25 protein-coding genes and 1 tRNA gene are annotated in these 21,419 nt (G+C 65.4%); 11 read left to right on the top strand and 15 right to left on the bottom strand.

What is annotated here, in order from left to right:
* The first annotated feature begins 112 nt into the window (after window positions 1-112).
* From ACW9UR_RS17335 to ACW9UR_RS17310, 6 genes are all read left to right on the top strand, one after another.
* Window positions 113-364: a hypothetical protein gene (locus tag ACW9UR_RS17335; RefSeq protein ID WP_458918310.1), complete on the top strand. Its 252-nt coding sequence runs from the start codon at window positions 113-115 to the stop codon at window positions 362-364.
* Window positions 365-367: 3 nt separating this feature from the next.
* A complete protein-coding gene (locus ACW9UR_RS17330) occupies window positions 368-751 on the top strand; it encodes a hypothetical protein (RefSeq protein ID WP_458918309.1) in 384 nt (127 codons plus the stop codon).
* An 83-nt stretch (window positions 752-834) separates the two neighbouring features.
* Window positions 835-1,860 (top strand): peptidoglycan-binding domain-containing protein, encoded by a 1,026-nt coding sequence (locus tag ACW9UR_RS17325; protein WP_458918308.1) that lies wholly within the window; start codon window positions 835-837, stop codon window positions 1,858-1,860.
* 62 nt (window positions 1,861-1,922) lie between these two features.
* Window positions 1,923-2,096: a DUF1059 domain-containing protein gene (locus tag ACW9UR_RS17320; protein ID WP_458918307.1), complete on the top strand. Its 174-nt coding sequence runs from the start codon at window positions 1,923-1,925 to the stop codon at window positions 2,094-2,096.
* A gap of 120 nt (window positions 2,097-2,216) precedes the next feature.
* The gene (locus ACW9UR_RS17315) at window positions 2,217-2,792 is read left to right on the top strand and encodes a hypothetical protein (RefSeq protein WP_458918306.1); all 576 of its coding nucleotides are present in this window, start codon (window positions 2,217-2,219) and stop codon (window positions 2,790-2,792) included.
* 94 nt (window positions 2,793-2,886) lie between these two features.
* On the top strand, window positions 2,887-3,360 hold the full coding sequence (locus ACW9UR_RS17310) for a hypothetical protein (RefSeq protein ID WP_458918305.1): 474 nt from the start codon (window positions 2,887-2,889) through the stop codon (window positions 3,358-3,360).
* 57 nt (window positions 3,361-3,417) lie between these two features.
* Here ACW9UR_RS17310 and ykgO read toward each other — a convergent pair whose 3' ends face one another.
* The gene (gene ykgO, locus ACW9UR_RS17305; protein ID WP_010141322.1) at window positions 3,418-3,543 is read right to left on the bottom strand and encodes a type B 50S ribosomal protein L36; all 126 of its coding nucleotides are present in this window, start codon (window positions 3,541-3,543) and stop codon (window positions 3,418-3,420) included.
* A gap of 81 nt (window positions 3,544-3,624) precedes the next feature.
* Window positions 3,625-3,699, bottom strand: a tRNA-Val gene (locus tag ACW9UR_RS17300).
* A 138-nt stretch (window positions 3,700-3,837) separates the two neighbouring features.
* On the opposite strand from ACW9UR_RS17300, the gene ACW9UR_RS17295 reads away from it, so the two are divergent.
* Window positions 3,838-4,695: an N-formylglutamate amidohydrolase gene (locus tag ACW9UR_RS17295; RefSeq protein WP_458918304.1), complete on the top strand. Its 858-nt coding sequence runs from the start codon at window positions 3,838-3,840 to the stop codon at window positions 4,693-4,695.
* Between the two features lie 25 nt (window positions 4,696-4,720).
* Here the strand turns inward: ACW9UR_RS17295 and ACW9UR_RS17290 are convergent, their stop codons facing one another.
* From ACW9UR_RS17290 to pyrF, 8 genes are all read right to left on the bottom strand, one after another.
* Window positions 4,721-6,628, bottom strand: a complete 1,908-nt coding sequence (locus ACW9UR_RS17290; protein ID WP_458918303.1) for a DUF3604 domain-containing protein — start codon at window positions 6,626-6,628, stop codon at window positions 4,721-4,723.
* Between the two features lie 335 nt (window positions 6,629-6,963).
* Complete coding sequence (locus tag ACW9UR_RS17285) at window positions 6,964-8,226, bottom strand: DNA polymerase IV (RefSeq protein WP_458918302.1); 1,263 nt, start codon at window positions 8,224-8,226, stop codon at window positions 6,964-6,966.
* 178 nt (window positions 8,227-8,404) lie between these two features.
* Window positions 8,405-8,542: a hypothetical protein gene (locus ACW9UR_RS17280; protein WP_458918301.1), complete on the bottom strand. Its 138-nt coding sequence runs from the start codon at window positions 8,540-8,542 to the stop codon at window positions 8,405-8,407.
* A gap of 180 nt (window positions 8,543-8,722) precedes the next feature.
* Window positions 8,723-8,860 (bottom strand): hypothetical protein, encoded by a 138-nt coding sequence (locus ACW9UR_RS17275; RefSeq protein WP_458918300.1) that lies wholly within the window; start codon window positions 8,858-8,860, stop codon window positions 8,723-8,725.
* Window positions 8,861-8,975: 115 nt separating this feature from the next.
* Window positions 8,976-9,284 (bottom strand): hypothetical protein, encoded by a 309-nt coding sequence (locus ACW9UR_RS17270; protein WP_458918299.1) that lies wholly within the window; start codon window positions 9,282-9,284, stop codon window positions 8,976-8,978.
* Window positions 9,285-9,667: 383 nt separating this feature from the next.
* Window positions 9,668-10,135 carry a hypothetical protein gene (locus ACW9UR_RS17265; protein WP_458918298.1) on the bottom strand — a complete coding sequence of 156 codons (468 nt, stop codon included), beginning with the start codon at window positions 10,133-10,135 and terminating at the stop codon, window positions 9,668-9,670.
* 233 nt (window positions 10,136-10,368) lie between these two features.
* The gene (locus ACW9UR_RS17260; RefSeq protein ID WP_458918297.1) at window positions 10,369-11,220 is read right to left on the bottom strand and encodes a ParB/RepB/Spo0J family partition protein; all 852 of its coding nucleotides are present in this window, start codon (window positions 11,218-11,220) and stop codon (window positions 10,369-10,371) included.
* A 67-nt stretch (window positions 11,221-11,287) separates the two neighbouring features.
* Complete coding sequence (gene pyrF, locus ACW9UR_RS17255) at window positions 11,288-11,989, bottom strand: orotidine-5'-phosphate decarboxylase (protein ID WP_458918296.1); 702 nt, start codon at window positions 11,987-11,989, stop codon at window positions 11,288-11,290.
* 113 nt (window positions 11,990-12,102) lie between these two features.
* Between pyrF and ACW9UR_RS17250 the strand changes: the two genes are divergently transcribed.
* On the top strand, window positions 12,103-12,474 hold the full coding sequence (locus ACW9UR_RS17250; RefSeq protein WP_458918295.1) for a hypothetical protein: 372 nt from the start codon (window positions 12,103-12,105) through the stop codon (window positions 12,472-12,474).
* A gap of 34 nt (window positions 12,475-12,508) precedes the next feature.
* Here ACW9UR_RS17250 and ACW9UR_RS17245 read toward each other — a convergent pair whose 3' ends face one another.
* Window positions 12,509-13,210 (bottom strand): PEMT/PEM2 family methyltransferase, encoded by a 702-nt coding sequence (locus tag ACW9UR_RS17245; RefSeq protein WP_458918294.1) that lies wholly within the window; start codon window positions 13,208-13,210, stop codon window positions 12,509-12,511.
* Window positions 13,211-13,400: 190 nt separating this feature from the next.
* Between ACW9UR_RS17245 and clpB the strand changes: the two genes are divergently transcribed.
* Window positions 13,401-16,007 (top strand): ATP-dependent chaperone ClpB, encoded by a 2,607-nt coding sequence (gene clpB, locus ACW9UR_RS17240; RefSeq protein WP_458918293.1) that lies wholly within the window; start codon window positions 13,401-13,403, stop codon window positions 16,005-16,007.
* Between the two features lie 67 nt (window positions 16,008-16,074).
* Here clpB and ACW9UR_RS17235 read toward each other — a convergent pair whose 3' ends face one another.
* The 4 genes from ACW9UR_RS17235 to ACW9UR_RS17220 all read right to left on the bottom strand — a co-directional run bounded on the left by ACW9UR_RS17235 (window position 16,075) and on the right by ACW9UR_RS17220 (window position 19,381).
* A complete protein-coding gene (locus tag ACW9UR_RS17235; protein WP_458918292.1) occupies window positions 16,075-16,575 on the bottom strand; it encodes a fasciclin domain-containing protein in 501 nt (166 codons plus the stop codon).
* A gap of 137 nt (window positions 16,576-16,712) precedes the next feature.
* Window positions 16,713-18,254 carry a fasciclin domain-containing protein gene (locus ACW9UR_RS17230; RefSeq protein WP_458918291.1) on the bottom strand — a complete coding sequence of 514 codons (1,542 nt, stop codon included), beginning with the start codon at window positions 18,252-18,254 and terminating at the stop codon, window positions 16,713-16,715.
* Between the two features lie 61 nt (window positions 18,255-18,315).
* The gene (locus tag ACW9UR_RS17225; RefSeq protein WP_458918290.1) at window positions 18,316-18,813 is read right to left on the bottom strand and encodes a fasciclin domain-containing protein; all 498 of its coding nucleotides are present in this window, start codon (window positions 18,811-18,813) and stop codon (window positions 18,316-18,318) included.
* A 73-nt stretch (window positions 18,814-18,886) separates the two neighbouring features.
* Window positions 18,887-19,381 (bottom strand): fasciclin domain-containing protein, encoded by a 495-nt coding sequence (locus ACW9UR_RS17220; RefSeq protein ID WP_458918289.1) that lies wholly within the window; start codon window positions 19,379-19,381, stop codon window positions 18,887-18,889.
* Between the two features lie 341 nt (window positions 19,382-19,722).
* Between ACW9UR_RS17220 and msrP the strand changes: the two genes are divergently transcribed.
* A complete protein-coding gene (gene msrP / locus ACW9UR_RS17215; protein WP_458918288.1) occupies window positions 19,723-20,652 on the top strand; it encodes a protein-methionine-sulfoxide reductase catalytic subunit MsrP in 930 nt (309 codons plus the stop codon).
* Window positions 20,652-21,293, top strand: coding sequence for a protein-methionine-sulfoxide reductase heme-binding subunit MsrQ (msrQ, locus tag ACW9UR_RS17210; RefSeq protein ID WP_458918287.1), 642 nt, complete (start codon window positions 20,652-20,654; stop codon window positions 21,291-21,293). Before msrP ends, msrQ begins: the two co-directional genes overlap by 1 nt.
* Window positions 21,294-21,419 lie beyond the last annotated feature (126 nt).

Raw genomic sequence — 21,419 nt, 5'->3', positions numbered from 1 at the left:
GGGCGTGCGAAAAAAGTTTCGCATGACCCCGCCGGTGCCACCAACGGGCTTGCCCGGGGGCCGCCGCATCCGGTTAATATCGGGCCCAGGCAATGGGGGAGCTTGCGGCCGCATGGCCAATCTGGACCGAGTCCTGGGCATACTGCAATGGGCGCTGTACCTGGCGGCGCTCAGCTGGCCTGCGCTGTTGCTCTACCACATGTGGGTCGCGGGGATCGGTCCCCTCGCGCCCGCACGCGATGCCTATCACGACACCTACTACGTCGTCGTTCACTTCGGAAACGGCCCGGTCCTGTCCATCGCCGCGGCGCTCTGCGCGCTGGGGCTGGGGATCTGGCGCTATCGCCGCGCAGCACGGAGCTGAGACATGGACCAAATCGCCAACTGGCTGTTCCGCGAGGACGAGACCCTCAGCCCGCGCACAATAGTGACGGCGGGTCTGCTGGCCTACCTGATCCTGTTCCTGCGCTTCTGGCTGGGTTGGGCCTATTTCCTGCTGGCCCCCGTCATGGTTCTGGCGCTTGCGCTACTGACTTACGCTCTGCTGCGCGCGTTGCTTCCGCGAATGGATCGGAGCACGGGCAACGACCCGGTGGTGATCTGGGGCGCGCTGGCGCTGTTCCTGGCGGTGGGGCTGAACGCGTTCGGCCTGTGGTTCCTGCCGGCGATCTTCATCGGCGGTGCGCTGATCGTATGGCGCGCGCCCGAGCTTCTGGAAGCCGTCCCTCTGCTGACCCGCAACCTCGATTGAACATCTGCCAGCCTTCCCAAAAGCTTGACAGCCCCGCGGCCCGGCGGGTTTCGTGCGGCATGAGAACAAGGGCGAGGGCAGGCATGGCACGGTTTCGGACGATCTGGCGCGCGGCGGCTCTGTGGCTTGGCCTGCTCGGCCCCGTGCACGCGGCGGATCTTGCGCTGATCCTTTCCGACAGCGCCGCCGGGGCACCCGCCCGCCATACCGCCGTGGTCGAGGCCTTCCGCGCCGCCGGATACGACGTGACCGAGGCGCTGGACCCTGACCGCGCCGAATTGGCCGACCTGCTGACTCGCTTCGAGCCGACCGCCGCCGAGGCTGACCGTCTGGTGCTGCACCTGACCGGACGCGTCGCGGCTGCGGCGGGGCTGACGGTGCTGCTGCCCGCTGGAGCCGCAGGGGACAGCGCGGCAGAACTGCTTACCCAAGGCGTGCCGATGCCGCTTTTCACCGCGCTCGCGGGGCAGCGGCCCGGGCGCAGCCTGCTGGCGCTGGGCCTGCCCGACGGGCCCGACGGCAGCGGGATCGACATTCCGCAAGGTGTCTTGCTGATGAGCGGTGCGCCGGCGGATGTGGACCGGGTGCTGACCGGCCCGATGCTGGGCGGCAATCTCGCTGCGGTCGAGATCGGTGGAAACGAGGGCGTCGCCTTCGCCGGCCTCGTTACCGACCTGCTGCGGCTTGGCGGCAGCGCGCCGCAGGCCACCCCCGCCGCATCTGCCGATGAAGAGCGCGTCGCCTGGGATGCCGCCCGCGAGGTCGACACGCTCGAGGCCTACCGCACCTTTCTGCGCCGTTGGGGGGATGGCCGCTTCGCGTCGCGCGCCCGCGACCGAGTGGAAACGCTGGAGACCGCCGCCGAAACTGCCGAGCGCGTCGCCCGTTACCGCGAGATCGAGGTCGGGCTGGAACTGACCACCGCCAGCGTGGCCGAACTCCAGAAGCGCCTCATGGCGATGGGCTTCTCGCCGGGCGCGACCGACGGGGTGATCAGCCGGCAGACCCGGCAGTCCGTTGCTGCCTTCCAGGCCCGCTCGGGGCTGACACCGACCGGCTATTTCAACACCGCCACCGTGCAGCGCCTGATCATCGCCGGCGGCGGATGATCCGGATTCGGCCCCGATGTGCTATGCTCCCGCCCGCATGGTAACGATCGGAGGGGTTCGCGATGACCAAGGTGCTGAAGTGCGGTGACCTGATGCCCGGGTGCAGCTTCCAGGCAAAGGCCGAAACCGAGGACGAGATCCTGCAGGCGGCCGCTGCCCACGCCAAGGAGGCGCACGGGCTCGAGGCGACGCCGGAGCTCGTTGAGAAGGTGAAGGCCGCGATCCGCGAGGAATGACCTCGTGCGCCGGATCGGCGCTATCGTGACCATTGACCACAGTCTCACGGGAAAGAACTTGATTAGACTGACGCCCCGACCCTATGCGCCGGGGCGTACTTGCGAAGGTGAACGATCTCCATGCATCGACTGGCTAGACTTTGGCTTGCGGCCGCCTCCCTTCCTCTGAGCATCGCCCAGACTGCGACGGCCGAGCCGGTGCCCAGCATTTCGGGCTTCGCCGGGATCCAGATCTACAACAACTACAATGAAGTGCTCATCGAGCCGTGGACGACCGATTTCGGTGACGCCGCGCTGGCGGGCGTCGCGGGTGCGCTCGACTGGCAACTCTGGCGCAAGGTCTCTTACGGGATCGAGGGTCAGATCGTCGGCCATTTCGGCAGCAACAACCATTTTGCGGTGAACTTCATTCCGCTGAACCTACGCTACACGCCGGATGGCGAATATGGCCCGATTCGCAGTTTCGCGGGCGGTCTGGGGGTGTCGATTGCCAGCGACGATCCCAGCTTCGAGATCGAGCGCCAGGGCGAGACACAGACGGTTCTGGCCTACTGGTACCTCGAAACCGCTTTCGATGGGATGGGGCCGAAGCGGGACCTGTTCCTCCGGCTGCACCACCGCTCCAACGCCTATGGCACGTTCGAGGCGGATGGCAGTTCCAACGCCGTGGTGCTCGGAGTGCGCCAGCGGTTCTAAGGCGATTCGCCGCGCCTTCAGAACGTGTTGCCTGCCTGCGCGGCCGGTCCTACGCTGGCGATCCACGTTCCGCAGGAAAGCGATCCGCGACACCATGCACAGACCGACGTTTCCGCTTCTCCTGGCACTGCTGCTTGCGGTGCCGGTGCAGGGCCTTGCGGACATGTGGATCGACGACAGCCGCCATGCCAGCGTGACCTTCGACCGCGACGAAGGGCTGATCGTGCTCAGCCAGTACGACGAGTACTACTCGTTCGACGAAGTCTACGAGAGTCTCGAAAGCGGCAAGGACATCAACCTCCGGCTCGAACTTCCCGGCGCCAAAGGCCCGGCGCAGAGCCTGTTCGGCGATCTCGCGATCCCATTTCTGCTGCCCTCCGAGTCGCCCCGCTCCATCGCCTTCCGCGTCCCGCTCGACGCCATTCCACCGCTCGGCATTCTCGAGGATCTGCTCGTCGGCGGTCAGGAGATGCGCCTGACCGTCGATGACGGCAAGGTTTTCGCAGGCTACAGGCTGCATCGCTCCAACGAGCTGTCCGAGGACATCCGGGACCGCTACGCCCGCTAGCGCAAACGAAAAAGGCCGCCCGAAGGCGGCCTTTCCGAATCTCGTCCCTTGCGGGGTTCAGCCCTGGCGGGCTTTGAACCGGCGCTGGGTCTTGTTGATCACGTATACGCGGCCCTTGCGGCGCACCACGCGGCAATCGCGATGGCGCTGCTTGAGGGAGCGAAGCGAGTTTCTGACCTTCATGGCCTCTCTCCTGTCATGCGGCGCGCGGACTTGCCTGCGCCTTGGTTACGTTCAGCGCCGCGGGACCGGCGTCTTGGATAATGGTGGGCGTAACTGGGATTGAACCAGTGACCCCTTCGATGTCAACGAAGTGCTCTCCCGCTGAGCTATACGCCCGAAACTTCTGACCCGGCCACGTTCGCGACCCGGTGTGAGCCGTTCGTATAATAACATGCGCCGGGGGGTTCAAGCCCTTTTGCCATCCGGATGTTTGCACTACTCTCCTCAGCCAACACACAGAGCGGAGAGCAGCCGTTGTCGAGAGCCTTCATCCTGCGCGAGCCCGTCGAATGGACGTCTCCGGCGGTGTTCAGCTCTCCCCATTCCGGCGACCGGTATCCGGCTGAATTTCTGGCGACAACCGATCTCGATCCAATGAGCATCCGCTCGTCCGAGGATGCGTTTGTCGACCGCCTGTTCGCCACCGCGCCGGATCACGGCGCGCCCTTGCTGGCTGCGACACTGCCGCGTGCCTACGTGGACCTGAACCGCGGCGCGGACGAGCTGGACCCCGCGCTGATCGTCGGCGCGCAGCGGCGCGGCACCAATCCGCGGGTGGCAGCGGGCCTTGGGGTGATTCCCCGCGTGGTGGCCGAGGGGCGGCCGATCCGCTCTGGCAAGATCCCCCTGCGCGAGGCGTTCCGGCGGCTCCGACACGGATATCACCCCTACCACAGCCAACTGGATTCGCTCCTGCGCCAGCAGCGCGAGACTTTCGGCTACGCGATCCTGATCGACTGCCACTCCATGCCGCATGACGCGCTGAACGCCGCGCCGCTGGTGCGCGGCCAGCGGCCCGAGGTGATTCTGGGCGACCGCTTCGGCGCCGCCTGCGGCCGCTGGCTGATCGACTCGGCAGCGGCGCTGTTCCAGGAGCAGGGCTTCGTCGTCGCCCGCAACGCCCCGTTCGCGGGCGGGTACATCACCCAGCAGTACGGCCGCCCCGCCCGCGGTGTGCATGCGCTCCAGGTTGAGATCGACCGCGCGATCTACATGGACGAGCGCCGCATGACGCTGCTGCCCGGGCACGCCGATGTCGCGGCCCGGATCGACGCGGTGGTCGCGGGTCTCGCCCGGCTTCAGGACGCCGCGCCGCCGCTGGCCGCGGAATAACCGCCACCCGCGCCCTCGCGCCGGATCAGCCTGCTTCGGGCGAATACCAGATCGGCGACGTGTACGCTCGGTCCTGCTGCACCATCACTGCATTGTCCGGCAGATCGAGCGGGCCGTAGAACGCCTCGTCGTAGGCCAGCCACGACGGTGTCGGGATCTCCAGCACGCGCACGTAGTAATAGGCCCGCTGCGCCGGATCGAACTCCGGGTCGACCCAATGCCCGCCAAGAACGGCGGCCCCGGTCGTGTTGGTGAAGTCCGCGCCGGACACGGTGCTCGCTACGGGCGGCAGGTTTCCGTCCGCGTCGGGCTCCCGGTCGCCGGACCATGCGACGTCGAACACCTTGGTCCGAGGCTCTCCGTCGGCATCGACCCAGCCTTTCACGATCTGGATCCGGTCGAGGTTCGCCCCGTCCGGGTCGCGCAGGGCGCGCACCATGAACGAGGGCGCGGCGCCCTCGGGACCGGCGAACAGGTCGGCGCCCATCGGCACGCCCCGGTCATAGCCGGTTTCGGCGAAGTCCGGGCGGTGTACTTCCTCCGGTTCGAAATCCCAGCCGGCGAACACCCGCACCGTGATCCGCGAGCCGGTGGTCGCGTAGACTTCCTTCCGCTTGAACGCGTCCCAGATCGACTCGCGCGTGTTCTCCCGCGCCCAGGCCGCGGCAAGCCCCGCTGCCAGCGTCTCGTAATGACGGATCGCGACTTCTTCCCCGAGGAAGTCCGGTTGGATGATGAATTCCTCGTAGCGCTCCGCACCGGTCCCGGGCTCTGCCGGAGAGGCCTTGCCGAAATAATTGTTCTCCCGCGTGGTGGCGAGCGACGTGTGGCTGTCGGTCGATCCGATCATGCCGAACTTGAAGGGATTGGCACCGATCTCGGCCTCGAATTTCAATCCCCGGGCCAGGGCTTGCCGCGCATACTCCCGCGGTAGCATGTCAGGCGTCTTCAGGCCCATTCCGAAGTTTCCGCGGTCCCAATTGTAGTAGTCCGCGAACTCGTCGTTCGGGCTGAGCATCGGATGGGTCTCGCCATCGCCCTTGATCTGGGTGACTTCGTAGAGCGGCTCCCACCGCATCCGGCGTTCGGCATAGTCGACATCTATGGGTTCGCCGTTAAGGCGCTGGTCGTCGAACATCAGGCCGTTCGAGAGGTTCCCGTTATGCGGAAACGCCATAACCCGTCCGCCGGTATTCTCCTCATAGGCTTCCATCCAGTCCCAGAGATCCTCCGGATCGCTGCTGTCGTAGTTGGAAAATGGAACAAGGCCTTCGACCCTGTCGGCATCGTCCCGGAACATGACGATCCGGTGCAGGTTGTTCGCCTCGTAGCTGGAGGTCCACTCGAAGCCGTGCAGCGCCGTGAACACGCCCGCCTCGTTGAACTGCTCTGCGCTGTTCACGATCCGGTTCCAGATCGTGCGCGTCAGGTCGTCGTCGTCGATCGGATCCTGAAGGGCCATCATCGCCGTGCCCCACTCGACATAGGCCGCAAGCGGATTGCCCGACTTCACCAGGTCATGAACGTTGCGTCCCCACGCGCTGGCAAGCAGCGCGGGATTGGATTCGGCGATCATCGGTGCAAGGCCGAGGTTCTCCGCATGATCGGCGACGACGAGGAAATCCAGAGGGCGGACCAACTGGGCGTACTGCCCGATCGAGGCGCGTACCTTCTCGCCGCGTGCGAACTTGAACGCCTCGTCCGGGCCGAGCGTGTTTCCGACCATGCCCGCATCGGTCGAATAGGAGGTATGGAGATGCGTGTCGCCCCAGAACACCCGGCTCGGGTAGGACTGGTCGAGGAAAGGCGAGTACTGGGCCTCTCCGAGCGCGACATCTTCGTCCTGTATCGCAAGGTCACCGACATACCCCTGCGAAAGCGCGGTCGTCGCCCACAAAAGCCCACCACAAAGTCCCGGCAACAACACTCTCATCTTGGCCTCCCCCAAAACAGCCCCCACGCCGCAACCGGCTGGCCCGGCAGGGTTAATCGTACCACTCCGCGGGTGAAGGGCATTTGAGCGAGGTCAAGGATCCGACCGGGTGGGCGGGAAAGAAAAAAGGGCCGTGCAGAAGCACGGCCCAAGTCTAGGGAGGAAACGCCCGGGAATGGGCGCGTGATGCAGCGCATCAACGACTTCAGATTTATGTCGCAGCGCAGCAAAGTCAACGGGCGTCGCCTGATAATCGTGCAACCCGGTGCGAATCCGCCACGGCTGCGCGAAAAACAGTCATGATGCCCAGCGGGTGAACAATTCACGTCTGAGAGTCAGCTCAGCGCCCGCCCTTTCACGATGGAATCCTCGCCGAATCTGGCCCGAATCCGGTCCGTCGCCCGCTCGGCTTCGGTGCGGCTGCGGGCGCTTGGGTCGAGCAGGTCCGATTCGCGGTCGGCGAGGTCCCCCGACGTCAGGTCCGAGAGGCCGACGCCGAGCAGGCGGAACGGGCCTTCGGGCAGGGATTTTCGCAGCAGGGGCGCGGCGGTGGCGTGGATCACGCCGGCCAGCTGGGTGGGCTGGTCGAGGGCGTGGCGGCGGGTCAGCAGGCGGTGGTCGTGGCGCTTGAGTTTCAGCGTGACGACGCGTCCGGCGAGGTCCTTGGCCTTCAGGCGCGAGGAAACTTTGTCCGCAAGCCGCCAGAGGTGGCCGTCCAGCAGGTCTGGATCGGTGGTGTCCTCGTGAAAGGTGGTCTCGTTCGACAGTCCCTTCACGGTGTTGCGCGATGAAACCCTGCGGCTGTCCTGGCCCCGTGCAAGGCGCCAGAGGCGGTCACCCATCTGGCCGTAGCGGGCTGCAAGGGCCTTGCGGTCGCGGGTCAGCAGGTCGGCGATGGTGCGGATCCCGTCGCCGGCCAGCTTCTCGCGGGTGACGGCGCCGACGCCCCAGATCACGCCGACGGGCTGGGTGGCGAGGAAAGCCTCGGTCTCGGCCTTGCCGATCACGGTGAAACCGCGGGGCTTGTCGCGGTCCGAGGCGATCTTGGCGAGGAACTTGTTGTGGCTGAGCCCGACCGAGGCGGTGATGCCCAGCTCGGTCTCGACCCGCTTGGCCAGCCTTGCCATCAGGACGGCGGGCGGGGCGCCGTGCAGGCGGGCGGTGCCGGAGAGGTCCAGGAACGCCTCATCCAGCGAGAGCGGCTCGATCACCGGGGTCAGGGCCTCCATCATCTGGCGGATCTGGCCGGAGACCTCGACGTAGACCGCACCGCGGGGTTTCACGACGACAGCCTCGGGGCAGAGTTGCAGGGCCTTGAACATGGGCATGGCCGAGCGGACGCCGCGGATCCGGGCGATGTAGCAGCAGGTCGAAACGACGCCGCGCTTGCCGCCGCCGACGATGACCGGCTTGTCGCGCAGGCTGGGGTCGTCGCGCTTTTCCACGGTGGCGTAGAAGGCGTCGCAGTCCATGTGCGCGATGGAAAGCTGCGTCAGCTCGGGGTGCGAGGTCAGCCGGGGAGAGCGGCACGAGGGGCAGCGCCTGCTGCCGGGAGCAGGCGTGACCAGGGTGCAGCAATCGCGGCAGAGCGTTTCCATGGCGGCATTCTATGCTCGTCGCGGGGCGGACGCGAGAGGGGCTGAAATCCGGTGAAAATCGGGGATTTCATCGTGAAAACCCCCTTAAGCGCATGATATTTAACGTGAAAAGAGGGTGAAAACTTCGTAAACGGCGATTTTCGGGGGTCTGGACGCACCGTGAGCGCGCCCGCATCGCCTAGAAATGACCGATCCCCAGACCGATCGCGAAGACGGTCAGGGCCACGGCCATGAACCTGACCAGATAGGCGGTGTCCGGCTCGGACGGGTTCAGCTTGTCCCACACGGTCGCGGTGGCAGCGGTGATACGAGTCATCGGTCGATCCCTTCCCTGAAATTTATCATGATAAATAGATGGGGAGGGTTTACGCGTACGGAAGCCCCGTGACCGCGTGACGTTACGTCAGGGACAGGTGCGGCCTGTGTCGTGAAGGGCGCCGCCGGGACCGCGCGGCCTGTCAGCGTGCGCAGGCGGGGCGGTCGAGGCGGAAACGGGTCAGATCTGCCCGATAAGAAGCCCGGCACCAAAGGCCGCCAGGGCGAAGGCCAGGAACCCGGCCAGGTAGAGCGTCGAAGGTTCGGAAGGGTTGAGAAAGTCCCAAAGGGTCGTAATGGCGCTTTGCAGGCGCGTCATGCCATCCTCGGTTGTTGTTGCGAGTCCCTTCATCTTATTGCAGACATACGAAATGGGAAAGGGTGAAGCAAAAAAAGTGGGGCAAAGCCCCACAATGAAACAATTACATGCTTTTTCAGTCTTGTGTAATATTCTCCGCGTCCGGTAAGGATATTTTGTTTCCTGACTTTTCTTCGTAATGATGTATCGCGTTTTTCAGCGCATTGCTTAATAGTAGCGCCATTTGGTGATTCATCTGCACACCCACAAGCTGAGTAACTTCTTCGCCTTCCTCTTCTATGCCAAATATTATCTTTAGGCCGCTATCTGAAATTCCAACATTTAGAGCATCGGATGGGATGTATTTGAAATCATGGGATCGAGAGTAGCTCTTTCGTTTCTCTTGAGGTGCTTCGGAGCTCGAACTGGACTTTTTCGTCATCATCAGCCTCTCTGTGAACTTCATAGTGAGTGTAGGGATTCGCCTGCTTCTCTGCGATCTTTGTGCGACGAGGACTGCGAACGGTTAACCACTCAGGCCCTTGTCTATTGCTCTTTGGTTTCGATAGATCGTCACTCTGAGAAACCCTTATGAATTCTCCGCTCAAAGCGAAAATAAGTTCACTAAGAGTATCCAGCGTCATGTTGCCTGGGCCGCCAAGCCAGCGAGTAATCTGCTCGGGTTTCTTATTCAGCATCGCTGCGAGCTCTCTCTTGGTAAGCCCGCTTTCCTGAAATAGGGACAAAACGTGGCTGTGAGCCTTGTTCTTATTTCGGGTTTTTACATATGAGAGGGTGGTGAGAGGGATTGCTTGTCCCTTCACTGGCTTAGACGGCGATAGCTTTTTCCGAAATGAAGTCATTGAGGTCTGCTCCCGCATGTGGGTTGTGTCCGGGGAAGAGGGCGGACCAGATAGCGATGGCGTTCTCGCGTGCCCTCGCCCAGCGGATATCCTTCCTTCCGCCTAATGATGCCCTGTCTCTTATCGCGAGGGCGATGAAGGTATCTGTATCGCAGAAGGCGCCCAGCACTCTAATGCTGGGTTTTGGAGCCACACTCCGAATTGCCCATATCCCGTACTCCGGCGGATCTATTCTCGCGAGGAATGCATTGTCCTCCTTTTCATAGGGTGTCATGCCAACTGGTATCATGTCGCCGATTACAAATCGGTCGAAGTCAGCCGCCAGTTGCGCGAGTCGATGGCCGTAACTCTGGTCTTCCCATGTATCCGGGCACATCTCTGCGTCTACCTCCGCCGTTATCAGAAGCGTTCGCTCATGGGGGTCTCCCTCCAAGGTGGGTTCCCACAAGATAAGCTCACCCTCAGTGACCCGTTGATCCAAAATGGTGTGCATTGATTTTTAAGTCAACCCATTAAACAAAACGTGAATGCAACTTGACGCCCTAGGAGTATGGGGCTGCGCATGTGCAATCTCAAGTTGGATCGGCAGTTTGCCGAGTCGGTGGGTGGATGGTTTCACTACTCGTGCTCTGCGTGTGCTTTTGCGGGCTTAGGAGAGCAGTCGACTCACCCCGTCCCGAACAGCCCCTCGATGTGGTCCATCGCCAGTTCGACGAGGTGCGCGTCCGCTCCGCGCCCGGTGAACTTCAGGATGAAGCCGTCCGCGCAGCGCTCTCGCCGCAGCACGAGGTTGTGTTTCAGGTGCACCACGCGGCGCGGGCGGCCGGGGCGGGTTTCGGGGACGTCGGGGCGCTCGCGCAGCATCGCCTCGGCCTCTTCGACGTAGGGGCGCATCACCTCCCATTCGCGGCCGGCGTTGCGGTGCGCCAGAGTCTCGAGCGCGGCGTCGATCACCTCGGCGAAGCCCTGGCGGATCGCGGTGGAGAGGCGCAGGCACTGGGTCAGCGTCAGCTCGCGGCCGTGCAGCATGTGCTCGCCCAGGTGTTCGATCACCTGCGCCACCGCGCGGATCCGGCTGCGCTTGGTGGGGTTGGCGACCTTGTAGAGCGCGTCCACCGCCTCGTCGATGGAGCCGAAGAGCCCCCGGTCCACCGCCTGTACGGCGATCATCGCGCGTTCCCAGGGCGTGAGCTGGGCGCGGATCTCGTTCTCCTCGACCATCTCGCGGTAGAATTGCGCGACCTCGCGGGGTTTGCGGATGAAGGCGGGGATCGCGTCGACCTCGGTCCAGCCCTCGGCCAGCAATTCGCGGAAGGCGGTGATCCGGCGGTAGCCCGAGAGCAGCCCGTAGCGGCCCGGTTCGGTCAGTTCGAACACCTCGATCGGCTGGCGCAGGCTGCCGGTGAAGATGGAGTGCTTGAGCTCGCGCATCTCTTCCTCGTCGAGGGCGAGGCGGTCGCGGACCAGGATGTGGTCGTCGATATGGGCGAGCGGGAGGAGGGTGATCTCGTGCGTCATGGGTCCGGTCCTTGGTGGCGGGACCGGCAGCATGGGCAGAGTTTGGTTAACGGCGCGTGGTGTTGCGTCAACCGCGTTTGGGCAGGTCGGTGAGGATCGCTTCGGCTGCCGCGCGGGGATCGGGCGCGGCGTGGATCGGGCGGCCGACGACGATGTGGTCGGCGCCTGCGTTGATCGCGTCGGCGGGCGTGGCGATGCGTTTCTGGTCACCCTGCGCGCTGCCTGTGGGCCGCACGCCGGGGGTGACGATCAGCTTGCCCTTCGCCTGAGGCAGGGCGCGGATCGCCGCCGCCTCGGCCGGGGAGGCGATCACGCCGTCGGCCCCGGCGTCGAGCGCGCGGGCGGCGCGTTCGGTGGTCAGCTCGGCGATGTCTCCGGCCTGGATCAGCATGTCGTCGAGGTCTTCGCGGTCGGCGGAGGTCAGGAAGGTGACCGCCATGATCCGGGTCGGGCGGCTGCCGCGCCCCTCGGCGGCGGCGGCGACGACGGACGGGTCTCCGTGGACGGTCAGCAGGTCGAGGTCATATTGCGCCACGCCCCGGACCGCCGCGGCGATGGTCGCCGGGATGTCGAAGAGCTTGAGGTCCAGGAAGATCCGCTTGCCACCCTGTTTGAGTTCGTCAGCAAGGGCCAGCCCGCCTCCGGTCAGCAGGCCGAGGCCGATCTTGTAGAAGCCGACCGAGCCGCCGAGCTGCTGCACAAGATCGAGGTTCGACAGGGCGTCGGGGCGGTCGAGGGCCACGATCAGGCGATCATCGGCGTTGGGCATGCGGCTTCTCCTGCGGTTTGGGCGGGTTTTCGCGCAAGGGAGGCGGCTGCGCAAGGGTGCGGGAACAGGCTGTGCCGGGGCGGCGTTTTTCGGGCATGTGAGAGGAGGACGACATGGTCGACCAACGCGAAATCGTGCGTCAGCACACCAATCCGCGCCCGGGGTACGAAACCACCGACGGGCGTCCCGCCGCGCCCTATGGCGCCAAGTCCAGCAAGTCCGGCGTGATGATCGCCGCGATCGCCGCCGTGGTGGTGATCCTCGCGCTGCTTCTGGTATTTGCCGGAGGCGATGACGAGATGGTTGCCCCGGTGAACGAGCCGGCGCTGGACGGCGCGCCGGTCGTGCAGCCGGACGCAGCGCCGCTCGAGGGCGATGCCGTCGCGCCGACCGAGGTGCCGTCGAACCCGGCGGAGGCTCCCGAAGCGGGCGCCCCGGCGACCGAGGGCGTGCCGGAAGAGACCGCTCCGGCGGCGACCCAGTGACATGGATCGGGGCGGCTTCGGGCCGCCCCTTTTCTCAGCGGTTGCCGTAGATCCAGTCCATGTCGGGCTGTTCGGTGCAGTACATGTGCACCCAGATGTAGGCGTGCTGGAACAGCGCCACGACGAGCGCGTTCCACGAGCCGAAGAGCAGCGCGATCCCCCAGAACCCGAGGAAGCCTAGGCCGTACATGGCGTTGCCGGTGACGCGGAAGGCTCCGCGGTCGACCAGTGGCATCTCGGCGTAGCGTTGGCGGAAGTGGTCTCCGCCCAGGGCGCGGGGGAAGGTGAAGTAGGCGGCGACGCTGTACATCACCCAGAGCGAGACCGCGACGAGGATAAGTCCGAGCGTCAGTTCGACCGGGCGCGGCAGGCCGATGGGAACCGTGTCGGCCCAGCCGGTCATGATGACGGTCAGCGGCCGGGCGATCAGCAGCGGGAAGAACATCAGGCCCCAGATCTTCATGTCCCGCGCGCCGAAGAGGCGCGTCATTACGTTGCGGTGCAATTGCAGCCGAAACACCGCGGCGACCATGATCTGGTGCAGCAGGGCCAGCAGGATGGAAAGCTGCGCCCAGCCGGTCGTGTCGAGGCCGAGGCGTTTGGGCTCTTCGGGCATCCAGACCAGCAGCGACCAGGCCCCGTAGCCCATCAGAAGCGCCATCAATAGGTGCTGCGGCTGACCTTCGAGCATGTCGCCCCAGGTACTGCGATTATGGATTTCCACAAGCCTCGTCATGATGTTCCCCCGGTCTCGGTCCGGTCAGGATAGGGCTGGACGGAAATCCTTGAAAGCGGGGAAATCCGGCGCTCAGCGACTTGTTCACGGGTTTGTCACTGCCCATATCTTCAGCAGAACCAACCCGAGGTCCCGGCAGCGCGTGCTTCATTGAAGGCGCAGGAACCGGGGCGCTGAAACGGAGAGTGACATGAACTTTGAGAAGTTCACCGAGCGGTCGCGTGGTTTCGTGCAGGCCGCCCAGACCATTGCGATGCGCGAAAGCCACCAGCGCTTCGTTCCCGAACATCTTCTGAAGGCCCTGATGGATGACGATCAGGGTTTGGCCGCGAACCTCATCAAGCGCGCGGGCGGCGATCCGGCGCGGGTGAAGGGCGCCGTCGACGAGGCTGTTGAAAAGCAGCCCAAGGTCGAAGGCGGGCAGATCTACATGGACCAGCAGACCGGCAAGGTGCTGGCCGAGGCCGAGAAACTGGCCGAGAAGGCGGGCGACAGCTATGTCACCGTCGAGCGTCTGCTGACCTCGCTGGCGGTCGTGAAGGGGGGCGCGAAGGATGCGCTGACCGAGGGCGGCGTTTCTGCCCAGTCCCTGAACGAGGCGATCAACGATCTGCGCAAGGGCCGCACGGCAGACAGCGCCAGTGCCGAGGATACGTTCGAGGCGCTGAAGAAATACGCGCGCGACCTGACCGAGGCCGCGGCGAACGGCAAGATCGACCCGATCATCGGCCGCGACGAGGAAATCCGCCGCGCGATGCAGATCCTGTCGCGCCGGACCAAGAACAACCCGGTGCTGATCGGTGAGCCGGGCGTCGGCAAGACCGCGATCGCCGAGGGGCTGGCCCTGCGGATCGTGAACCGCGACGTGCCGGAGAGCCTTGAGAACAAGAAGCTGATGGCGCTCGACATGGGGGCGCTGATCGCCGGTGCGAAGTACCGGGGCGAGTTCGAGGAGCGTCTGAAGGCGGTTCTGAACGAGGTCACCAACGCCGCTGGGGAGATCATCCTGTTCATCGACGAGATGCACACGCTGGTCGGTGCCGGCAAGGCGGACGGGGCGATGGATGCCTCGAACCTGCTCAAGCCCGCGCTGGCGCGGGGTGAGTTGCACTGTATCGGTGCGACGACGCTGGACGAGTACCGCAAGCATGTCGAGAAGGACGCGGCGCTGGCGCGGCGGTTCCAGCCGTTGCTGGTCTCGGAGCCGACGGTCGAGGACACGATCTCGATCCTGCGCGGTATCAAGGAGAAGTACGAGCTGCACCACGGCATCCGGATCAGTGACCGGGCGCTGGTGTCTGCCGCGACGCTGTCAAATCGCTATATCACCGACCGCTTCCTGCCGGACAAGGCCATCGACCTGATGGACGAGGCCGCCAGCCGCCTGCGGATGGAGGTGGACAGCAAACCCGAGGAGCTGGACGCGCTCGACCGCGACATCATGCAGAAGCAGATCGAGGCCGAGGCGCTGAAGAAGGAAACCGACGAGGCGTCGAAGGACCGTCTGGCCACGCTGGAGAAGGAACTGGCGACGCTGCAGGAGCAGTCCGCCGAGATGACCGCGCAGTGGCAGGCCGAGCGTGACAAGCTGGCCGGTGCGCGCGACATCAAGGAGCAACTGGACCGCAGCCGCGCCGAGCTGGACCAGGCCAAGCGCGAAGGCAACCTCGCCAAGGCCGGTGAGCTGCAGTTCGGCATCATCCCGGGCTTGGAAAAGCGCCTGGCCGAGGCCGAGGCGGCGGAGGAGTCGGATGTCATGGTCGAAGAGGCCGTGCTGCCGGAGCATGTCGCCGCCGTGGTCGAGCGCTGGACCGGGATCCCGGTCGACAAGATGCTGGAAGGCGAGCGCGACAAGTTGCTGCGCATGGAGGACGAGATCGGCAAGCGGGTGATCGGCCAGAAGGAAGCCGTGACCGCCGTGTCGAACGCCGTCCGCCGGGCGCGCGCCGGGCTGAACGATCCGAACCGGCCGATGGGCAGTTTCCTGTTCCTGGGCCCGACCGGCGTCGGCAAGACCGAGCTGACCAAGGCCCTGGCCGAGTTCCTGTTCGACGACGACACCGCGATGACCCGTGTCGACATGTCGGAGTTCATGGAGAAGCACGCGGTCGCCCGCCTGATCGGCGCGCCTCCGGGCTATGTCGGCTATGACGAGGGCGGCGTGCTGACCGAGGCCGTGCGGCGGCGTCCGTATCAGGTGATCCTGTTCGACGAGGTCGAGAAGGCGCACTCGGACGTGTTCAACGTGTTGCTGCAGGTTCTGGACGACGGTCGGCTGACCGACGGGCAGGGCCATGTGGTGGACTTCAAGAACACGCTGATCATCATGACCTCGAACCTCGGCAGCCAGGCGTTGAGCGAATTGCCCGAAGGGGCGGCCAGCGTCTCGGCGCGGGAGCAGGTGATGAACGCGGTGCGGGCGCATTTCCGCCCCGAGTTCCTGAACCGCCTGGACGAGATCGTGCTGTTCGACCGGCTCAGCCGGGGCGACATGGACGGGATCGTGGATATCCAGCTGGGTATCCTGGAGAAGCGTCTGGCGGGGCGGAAGATCAGCCTCGAGGTGGACGAGGCCGCGCAGACCTGGCTGGCCGACAAGGGCTACGATCCGGTCTATGGCGCGCGTCCGTTGAAGCGGGTGATCCAGAAGGCCGTGCAGGATCCGCTGGCCGAGATGCTGCTGGGCGGCGAGGTGCTGGACGGCGATACGGTGCCGGTGACGGCGGTGGCTGGCGAGCTTGTGGTCGGGGATCACTCGGCCTCGAGCGAGGCGCCGCGCGAAGCGACGGTGCACTGATCGCGAACAGCGCCCACATATAAGTAGTGAAGGCCGGTCCGGGTTCGGGCCGGCCTTTCTCGTGGGATTACGGCAGCAGCACCTGGTCGACGGCGTGGATCAGGCCGTTAGACGCCTCGATATTGGTCGAGGGGGCCAGCGCGCCGTTCACGCGCAAAAGGACGCCGTTCCAGTCGAGCGACAGCGGGCTGCCCTGGAGCGTGACGATGCGTGACCGGCCTTGCGGCAGGTCCGCCGTCCCGATCCGCCCGGCGATCACGTGATAGGCCAGCAGCGTGCCCAGCTGCGCGCGGTTCTGCTGCTGCATGAGCCTGTCGACGGCATTGGGCGGGGCCTGCGCGAAGGCGGTGTCGGTAGGGGCGAACAGGGTGAAGGGGCCGGGTGCGGTCAGTGTCGCGGTCAGGCCGGCAGTGTCCATCACGGACAGCAGGGTGGCGAAACGGCCATCTGCGCGGGCCACGTCGACGATGGTGCCGGGCCCCTGTCTGTTCCGGCGGCGGTTGGCGCAGCCTGCGAGGGTCAGAGCCGCCGCTGCGGCGGCTCCGCGCAAGACGGTTCTGCGGTGCATGGCGAACTCCCCCTACTCACGTCCGGCCAACTGGGCCGCGGAGCGATCCTAGCGCAAGCAGGGTTTGCTGCCAAACGGTGCCGAGCGGGCCGCCTCCGGGGGAGGTGGCGGCGGCCCGCCCGAACGCCGTACGCCGATCAGGCGCTGGCGAACAGGAAGTCGCCGGCGTCGAGGTCGGCGCTGTCGACACCGACGAGGATCACGCGGTCGCCGCTGTCGAAGTCGATCCGCGTGTTGGCGCCGGGCTGGCTGATCATCAGGTCGTCGAAATCGGTGACGCCGTGGCCCGAGACGTCGATCATGTCGCGGGTGTCCTGGTAGTCCATCACCATGTCGGTGCCGTCACCGGCAGCGAAGACGAACATGTCGGCACCGCGGCCGCCCATCAGCATGTCGTTGCCCGTGCCGCCGATCAGCGTGTCGCGCCCGCCGAAGCCGTCGAGCGTGTCGTTGCCGCCCTGGCCGAGCACCAGGTCGGCGTTGCGGCCGGCGTGGATCGTGTCGGCCCCGCGGCCGCCGAGCGCCACGTCGTCGCCACGGCCCAGGCGCAGCAGGTCGTTGCCGCCGGCGCCGTCGACATAGTCGTTGTCGAGACGCAGGCCGACCGTGTCGTCATCGTCGCCGAGCAGCAGGAAGTCGACATCGTTCGAGCCGTCCGAGGCCAGGATGTCGACCGGCAGCAGCACGCCGTCGATCACGTGGCCCACGCCGTTCGAGGCCTGGAAGTCCACAGCGATGATGTTCGCGTCGGGCAGGTCCGGATCGGCGTCGACCAGCGCCGCGCCGTTCACGCCCAGCGGCGGAACGCCCGGGGTCGAAGAGGAGAGCAGCGTCTCGATCTCGTCGGAGGCGAGGACCTGGCTCGACTGCAGCGACTCGGGCGTGACGTGATGCAGCAGCACGTTGGTCAGGATGCCGCCGAGGTCTCCGCCGCCCAGCAGGGTCAGCGCCTTGGCGAGGAAGCCGAAGGTCTCGGCCTCGGTGCCGCCCTCGAAGCCGAGCGCGGCAGCGGTCGCGGCGAAGGCGTTGTCATCGGGCGCGAAGGCCGTCAGGTCCGCCGCCGGATCGTCCAGTGCATCGGTCAGGCCGGTCGCGTCGAGCGCCGCGAGCAGGGTGTCGAAGTTCTCGCCGTCATCGTCGAACCCGTCGCCGCTGGCCTCGGTCAGCAGGCCCGCAAGCGTCGGTGCGTCGTTGCCCGGCAGGTCGAGCGGCAGCAGCACACGGTCGATGATGTGCACGACGCCGTTGTCGGCGATCACGTCGGCGGTCGCCACCGACGGGTCGAGCAGGTCGGGTTCCTTGTCGACGAGCGTCGGCGCGTTGACGATGATGTCGGCGCCGTTGAGCGTGTCGATCGCACCGGCTGCGACCACATCCTCGAGCGTCTTGGCACCGGCCGAAACGTGATAGGTGACGACCGAGGCCAGCGTGGTGGCGTCGTAGGTCGCGACCAGGAAGCCGGTCACGGCTGCTTCGTCGGACGTGTCGCCCTCGAAGCCCGAATCCACCGCAAGCTGGGCGAAGGCGGCGTCGGTCGGGGCGAAGACCGTCAGGTCGGCGTCCGGGTCGTCGAGCGCGGCGGCGAGGCCGGCGTCCAGTTCAGTGTCGAGATAGGTGACTGCCGAGACGAGGATCTCGAGATCCGGGCTGGCCAGGGCGGCGTCAAGGATGCTGGGCATTTGTTCTTTCTCCCTAAAACAGAAAGGGCGAGGCCCCGAAGGCCTCGCCCAAAAAGCGCCGTTACGGCAGAAGCACCGTGTCGATGACGTGGATTACCCCGTTGGAGGCGGCGACGTCGGGGGTGATGACGTTGGCGTTGTTCACCTTCACCCCGTTGCGGGTGTCGATGTGAATGTACTCGCCCTGCACCGTGGCCACGCGCGAACGGGTGTTGGCGGGCAGGTCCGCGGCGTCGATCTGGCCGGCGACCACGTGATAGGTCAGCACCGAAACCAGCTGGTTCTTGTTCTCGGGCTTGAGCAGGTTGTCCACCGTGCCAGCGGGCAGCGCGGCGAAGGCCGCGTCAGTCGGCGCGAAGACGGTGAACGGGCCGGGGCCCGAAAGCGTGTCGGCCAGGTCGGCAGCGCCGACGGCGGCGACCAGCGTGTTGAACGTGCCGGCGCCCTGGGCGACCTCGACGATCGTGCCGGGCCCCTCGGTCCGGCCGGAGCCGCATGCGGCCAGGGTGAAGGCGGCGGCGCCGAAGATCGCGGTCTTGATCATGGTTCTGCGGTGCATGGATCGTGTTCCTTATGTTATGAAACGGGGCGGTTGTGCCGCCCCGCCTTGTCGCAAGGTGCGGTACGCCCGATCACTCGGGCAGGATCACCGCGTCGATGACGTGGATCACGCCGTTGGTAGTCTCGATGTCGGCCTGGACGACGTTCGCGCCGTCGACCTTGACGCCGTCGGTGGCGTCGATGCTCACGGTCGAGCCCTGCACGGTCTCGGCCTCGGTGGTCTGGCCGGCGATGTCGCCCGACATCACCTTGCCGGGCACCACGTGGTAGGTGAGCACGGCAACCAGCTGGTCCTTGTTCTCGGGCTTCAGCAGATCGTCCACGGTGCCCTCGGGCAGCGCGGCGAACGCGTCATCGGTGGGCGCGAACACGGTGAACGGGCCTTCGCCCTTCAGCGTGTCGACCAGGCCGGCGGCCTGAACGGCGGCGACGAGGGTCTCGAAGCTCCCGGCCTCGACGGCGGTGTCGACGATATCGGCCATGTGGCCGTCGGCGTGGGCCGGTGCCAGGCTCATCGCGGCAAAACCCAGGGCTGCGCCGGTGGAAAGGATCATGCGACGGATCATCAAAGTCTCCCTTACGTTGTCCGTTCGGTATCAAGCGCTCGATGCGCGCTGATAACGGGGAGACCTACGTCGCGTCGGATTGTCCGGATCATGTAATTTGCGGGAAAAGTTGCCCTTGACCGGCGGGTGCATCGCGCTAATGGGTCGGGAATATTGGCCGGTTGCTCACAAACAGTTTACCCGCCAAGCACTCGGGATATTGTGTGGTGCGTACAGGGAGTTGCGCCTGCCCGGTAACGCCCCGCGCACGGGACGATGGAGCAAACGTGAGCCACATGACGTTTCATCTCCGTATTCTAGGGTGAAGGATTGCCGGACCCCCAACAACGAGCGGACGAAACATGCTGATCAGACACGCCCCCAAGATCCGGTCCTCGGAGATCACGCCGAAGGACGTCTACCTGAACCGCCGTCAGCTGATGGCCGGCGCGGGTGCACTGGCCCTTGCCGGGATCGCACCACAGGCGCGGGCGCTGGACTACACCAAGTTCCAGGGCGAGGCGCCCGGAGAGCTGACGCCGAAGGAGCTGGTGACCAGCTACAACAATTTCTACGAGTTCGGCCTCGATAAGACCGACCCCAAGAAATATGCGCACGTGCTGAAGACGGCGCCCTGGTCGGTGACCATCGACGGGCTGGTGGCGAACCCCGGGCAGCACGCGCTCGAGGATATCGTGCCCGCCACGCAGGAAGAACGCATCTACCGACTGCGCTGCGTCGAGGCCTGGTCGATGGTGATCCCCTGGGTCGGGTTCCCGCTGGGCGATCTGCTGAAGAAGGCCGAGCCGCTGGGGTCCGCGAAATACGTCGCTTTCGAAACTGTCGTGCGCCCCGACGAGATGCGCGGCCAGCGCGGGTTCTTCCAGCTTCTGGACTGGCCCTATGTCGAGGGGCTGCGTCTGGACGAGGCGATGCATCCGCTGACGATTCTGGCGACCGGGCTTTATGGCGAGGAGCTTCCGAACCAGAACGGTGCGCCGCTGCGGCTGGTCGTGCCGTGGAAGTACGGTTTCAAGTCGATCAAGTCGATCGTGCGGATCACGCTGACCGAGGACGAGCCTCCGACCAGCTGGAACGTGCAGGCGCCGAACGAGTACGGTTTCTATGCCAACGTGAACCCTCAGGTGGACCACCCGCGCTGGAGCCAGGCCGAAGAGCGGATCGTCGGCGGCGGGCTTCTGGCGAAGCGGCGCGATACGGACATGCTGAACGGTTACGCCGACGAGGTCGGACACCTTTATGACGGCATGGACCTGCGGCGGTTCTTCTGATGACGACGGCGATGCGGATCAACCAGTGGCTCCGCAAGGTTCCGGTGTGGCCCGGCTACGTGTTGGGATTCATCCCGGCCGCCTGGTGGCTGTACCTGGGTCTGACCGGCGGGCTGGGCGCCGAGCCGGTTCGCGCGCTGGAGCACGAGCTGGGCAAGTTCGCCCTGCAGCTGTTCCTGGCGAGCCTGCTGATCACCCCGCTGCTGCACCAGACCCGCGTCAGCCTGATCCGGTTTCGCCGAATGATCGGGCTGATGGCGTTCTGGTACATGCTGCTGCACGTGACGGTCTGGGTGACGCTGGATCTGCAGTTCGCCTGGGGCAAGATCGGCGCCGAGCTGGTGAAGCGCCCCTATATGGTGGTGGGCGCGCTGGCGGTTCTGCTGCTGATTCCAGTGGCCGTGACCTCTAACAATGCGATGGTTCGACGTCTCAAGGCACAGAGCTGGCACCGTATCCACATGCTGGTCTACCCGGCGGCCATCCTGGCGGGGGTGCATTACCTTTGGGCGGTAAAATCCTGGCCCGCGGAACCGGTACTTTACCTCTCCGCAGCGGTCTTGCTCGTCCTTTATCGACCTTTTCGAAGGCTCCGGAAGGCCCGAAACCCCAATAAAACAAGGCTCCGGACGGCAAGCTAAGCTGGCTTGCCAAAAAAAATGACGGAAATGCGAATTTTGGTCTTGCGAGTCGGAGTGGGTATCCGTAGATAACCCCTCACCGGCGGCGACGAGGTGCTCGGAAGGGCGCTGAGGCGGGTCGGGAAC

This window comes from Halovulum sp. GXIMD14794, from assembly GCF_054457455.1.
This window is presented reverse-complemented; position numbering and strand designations above follow the sequence as displayed.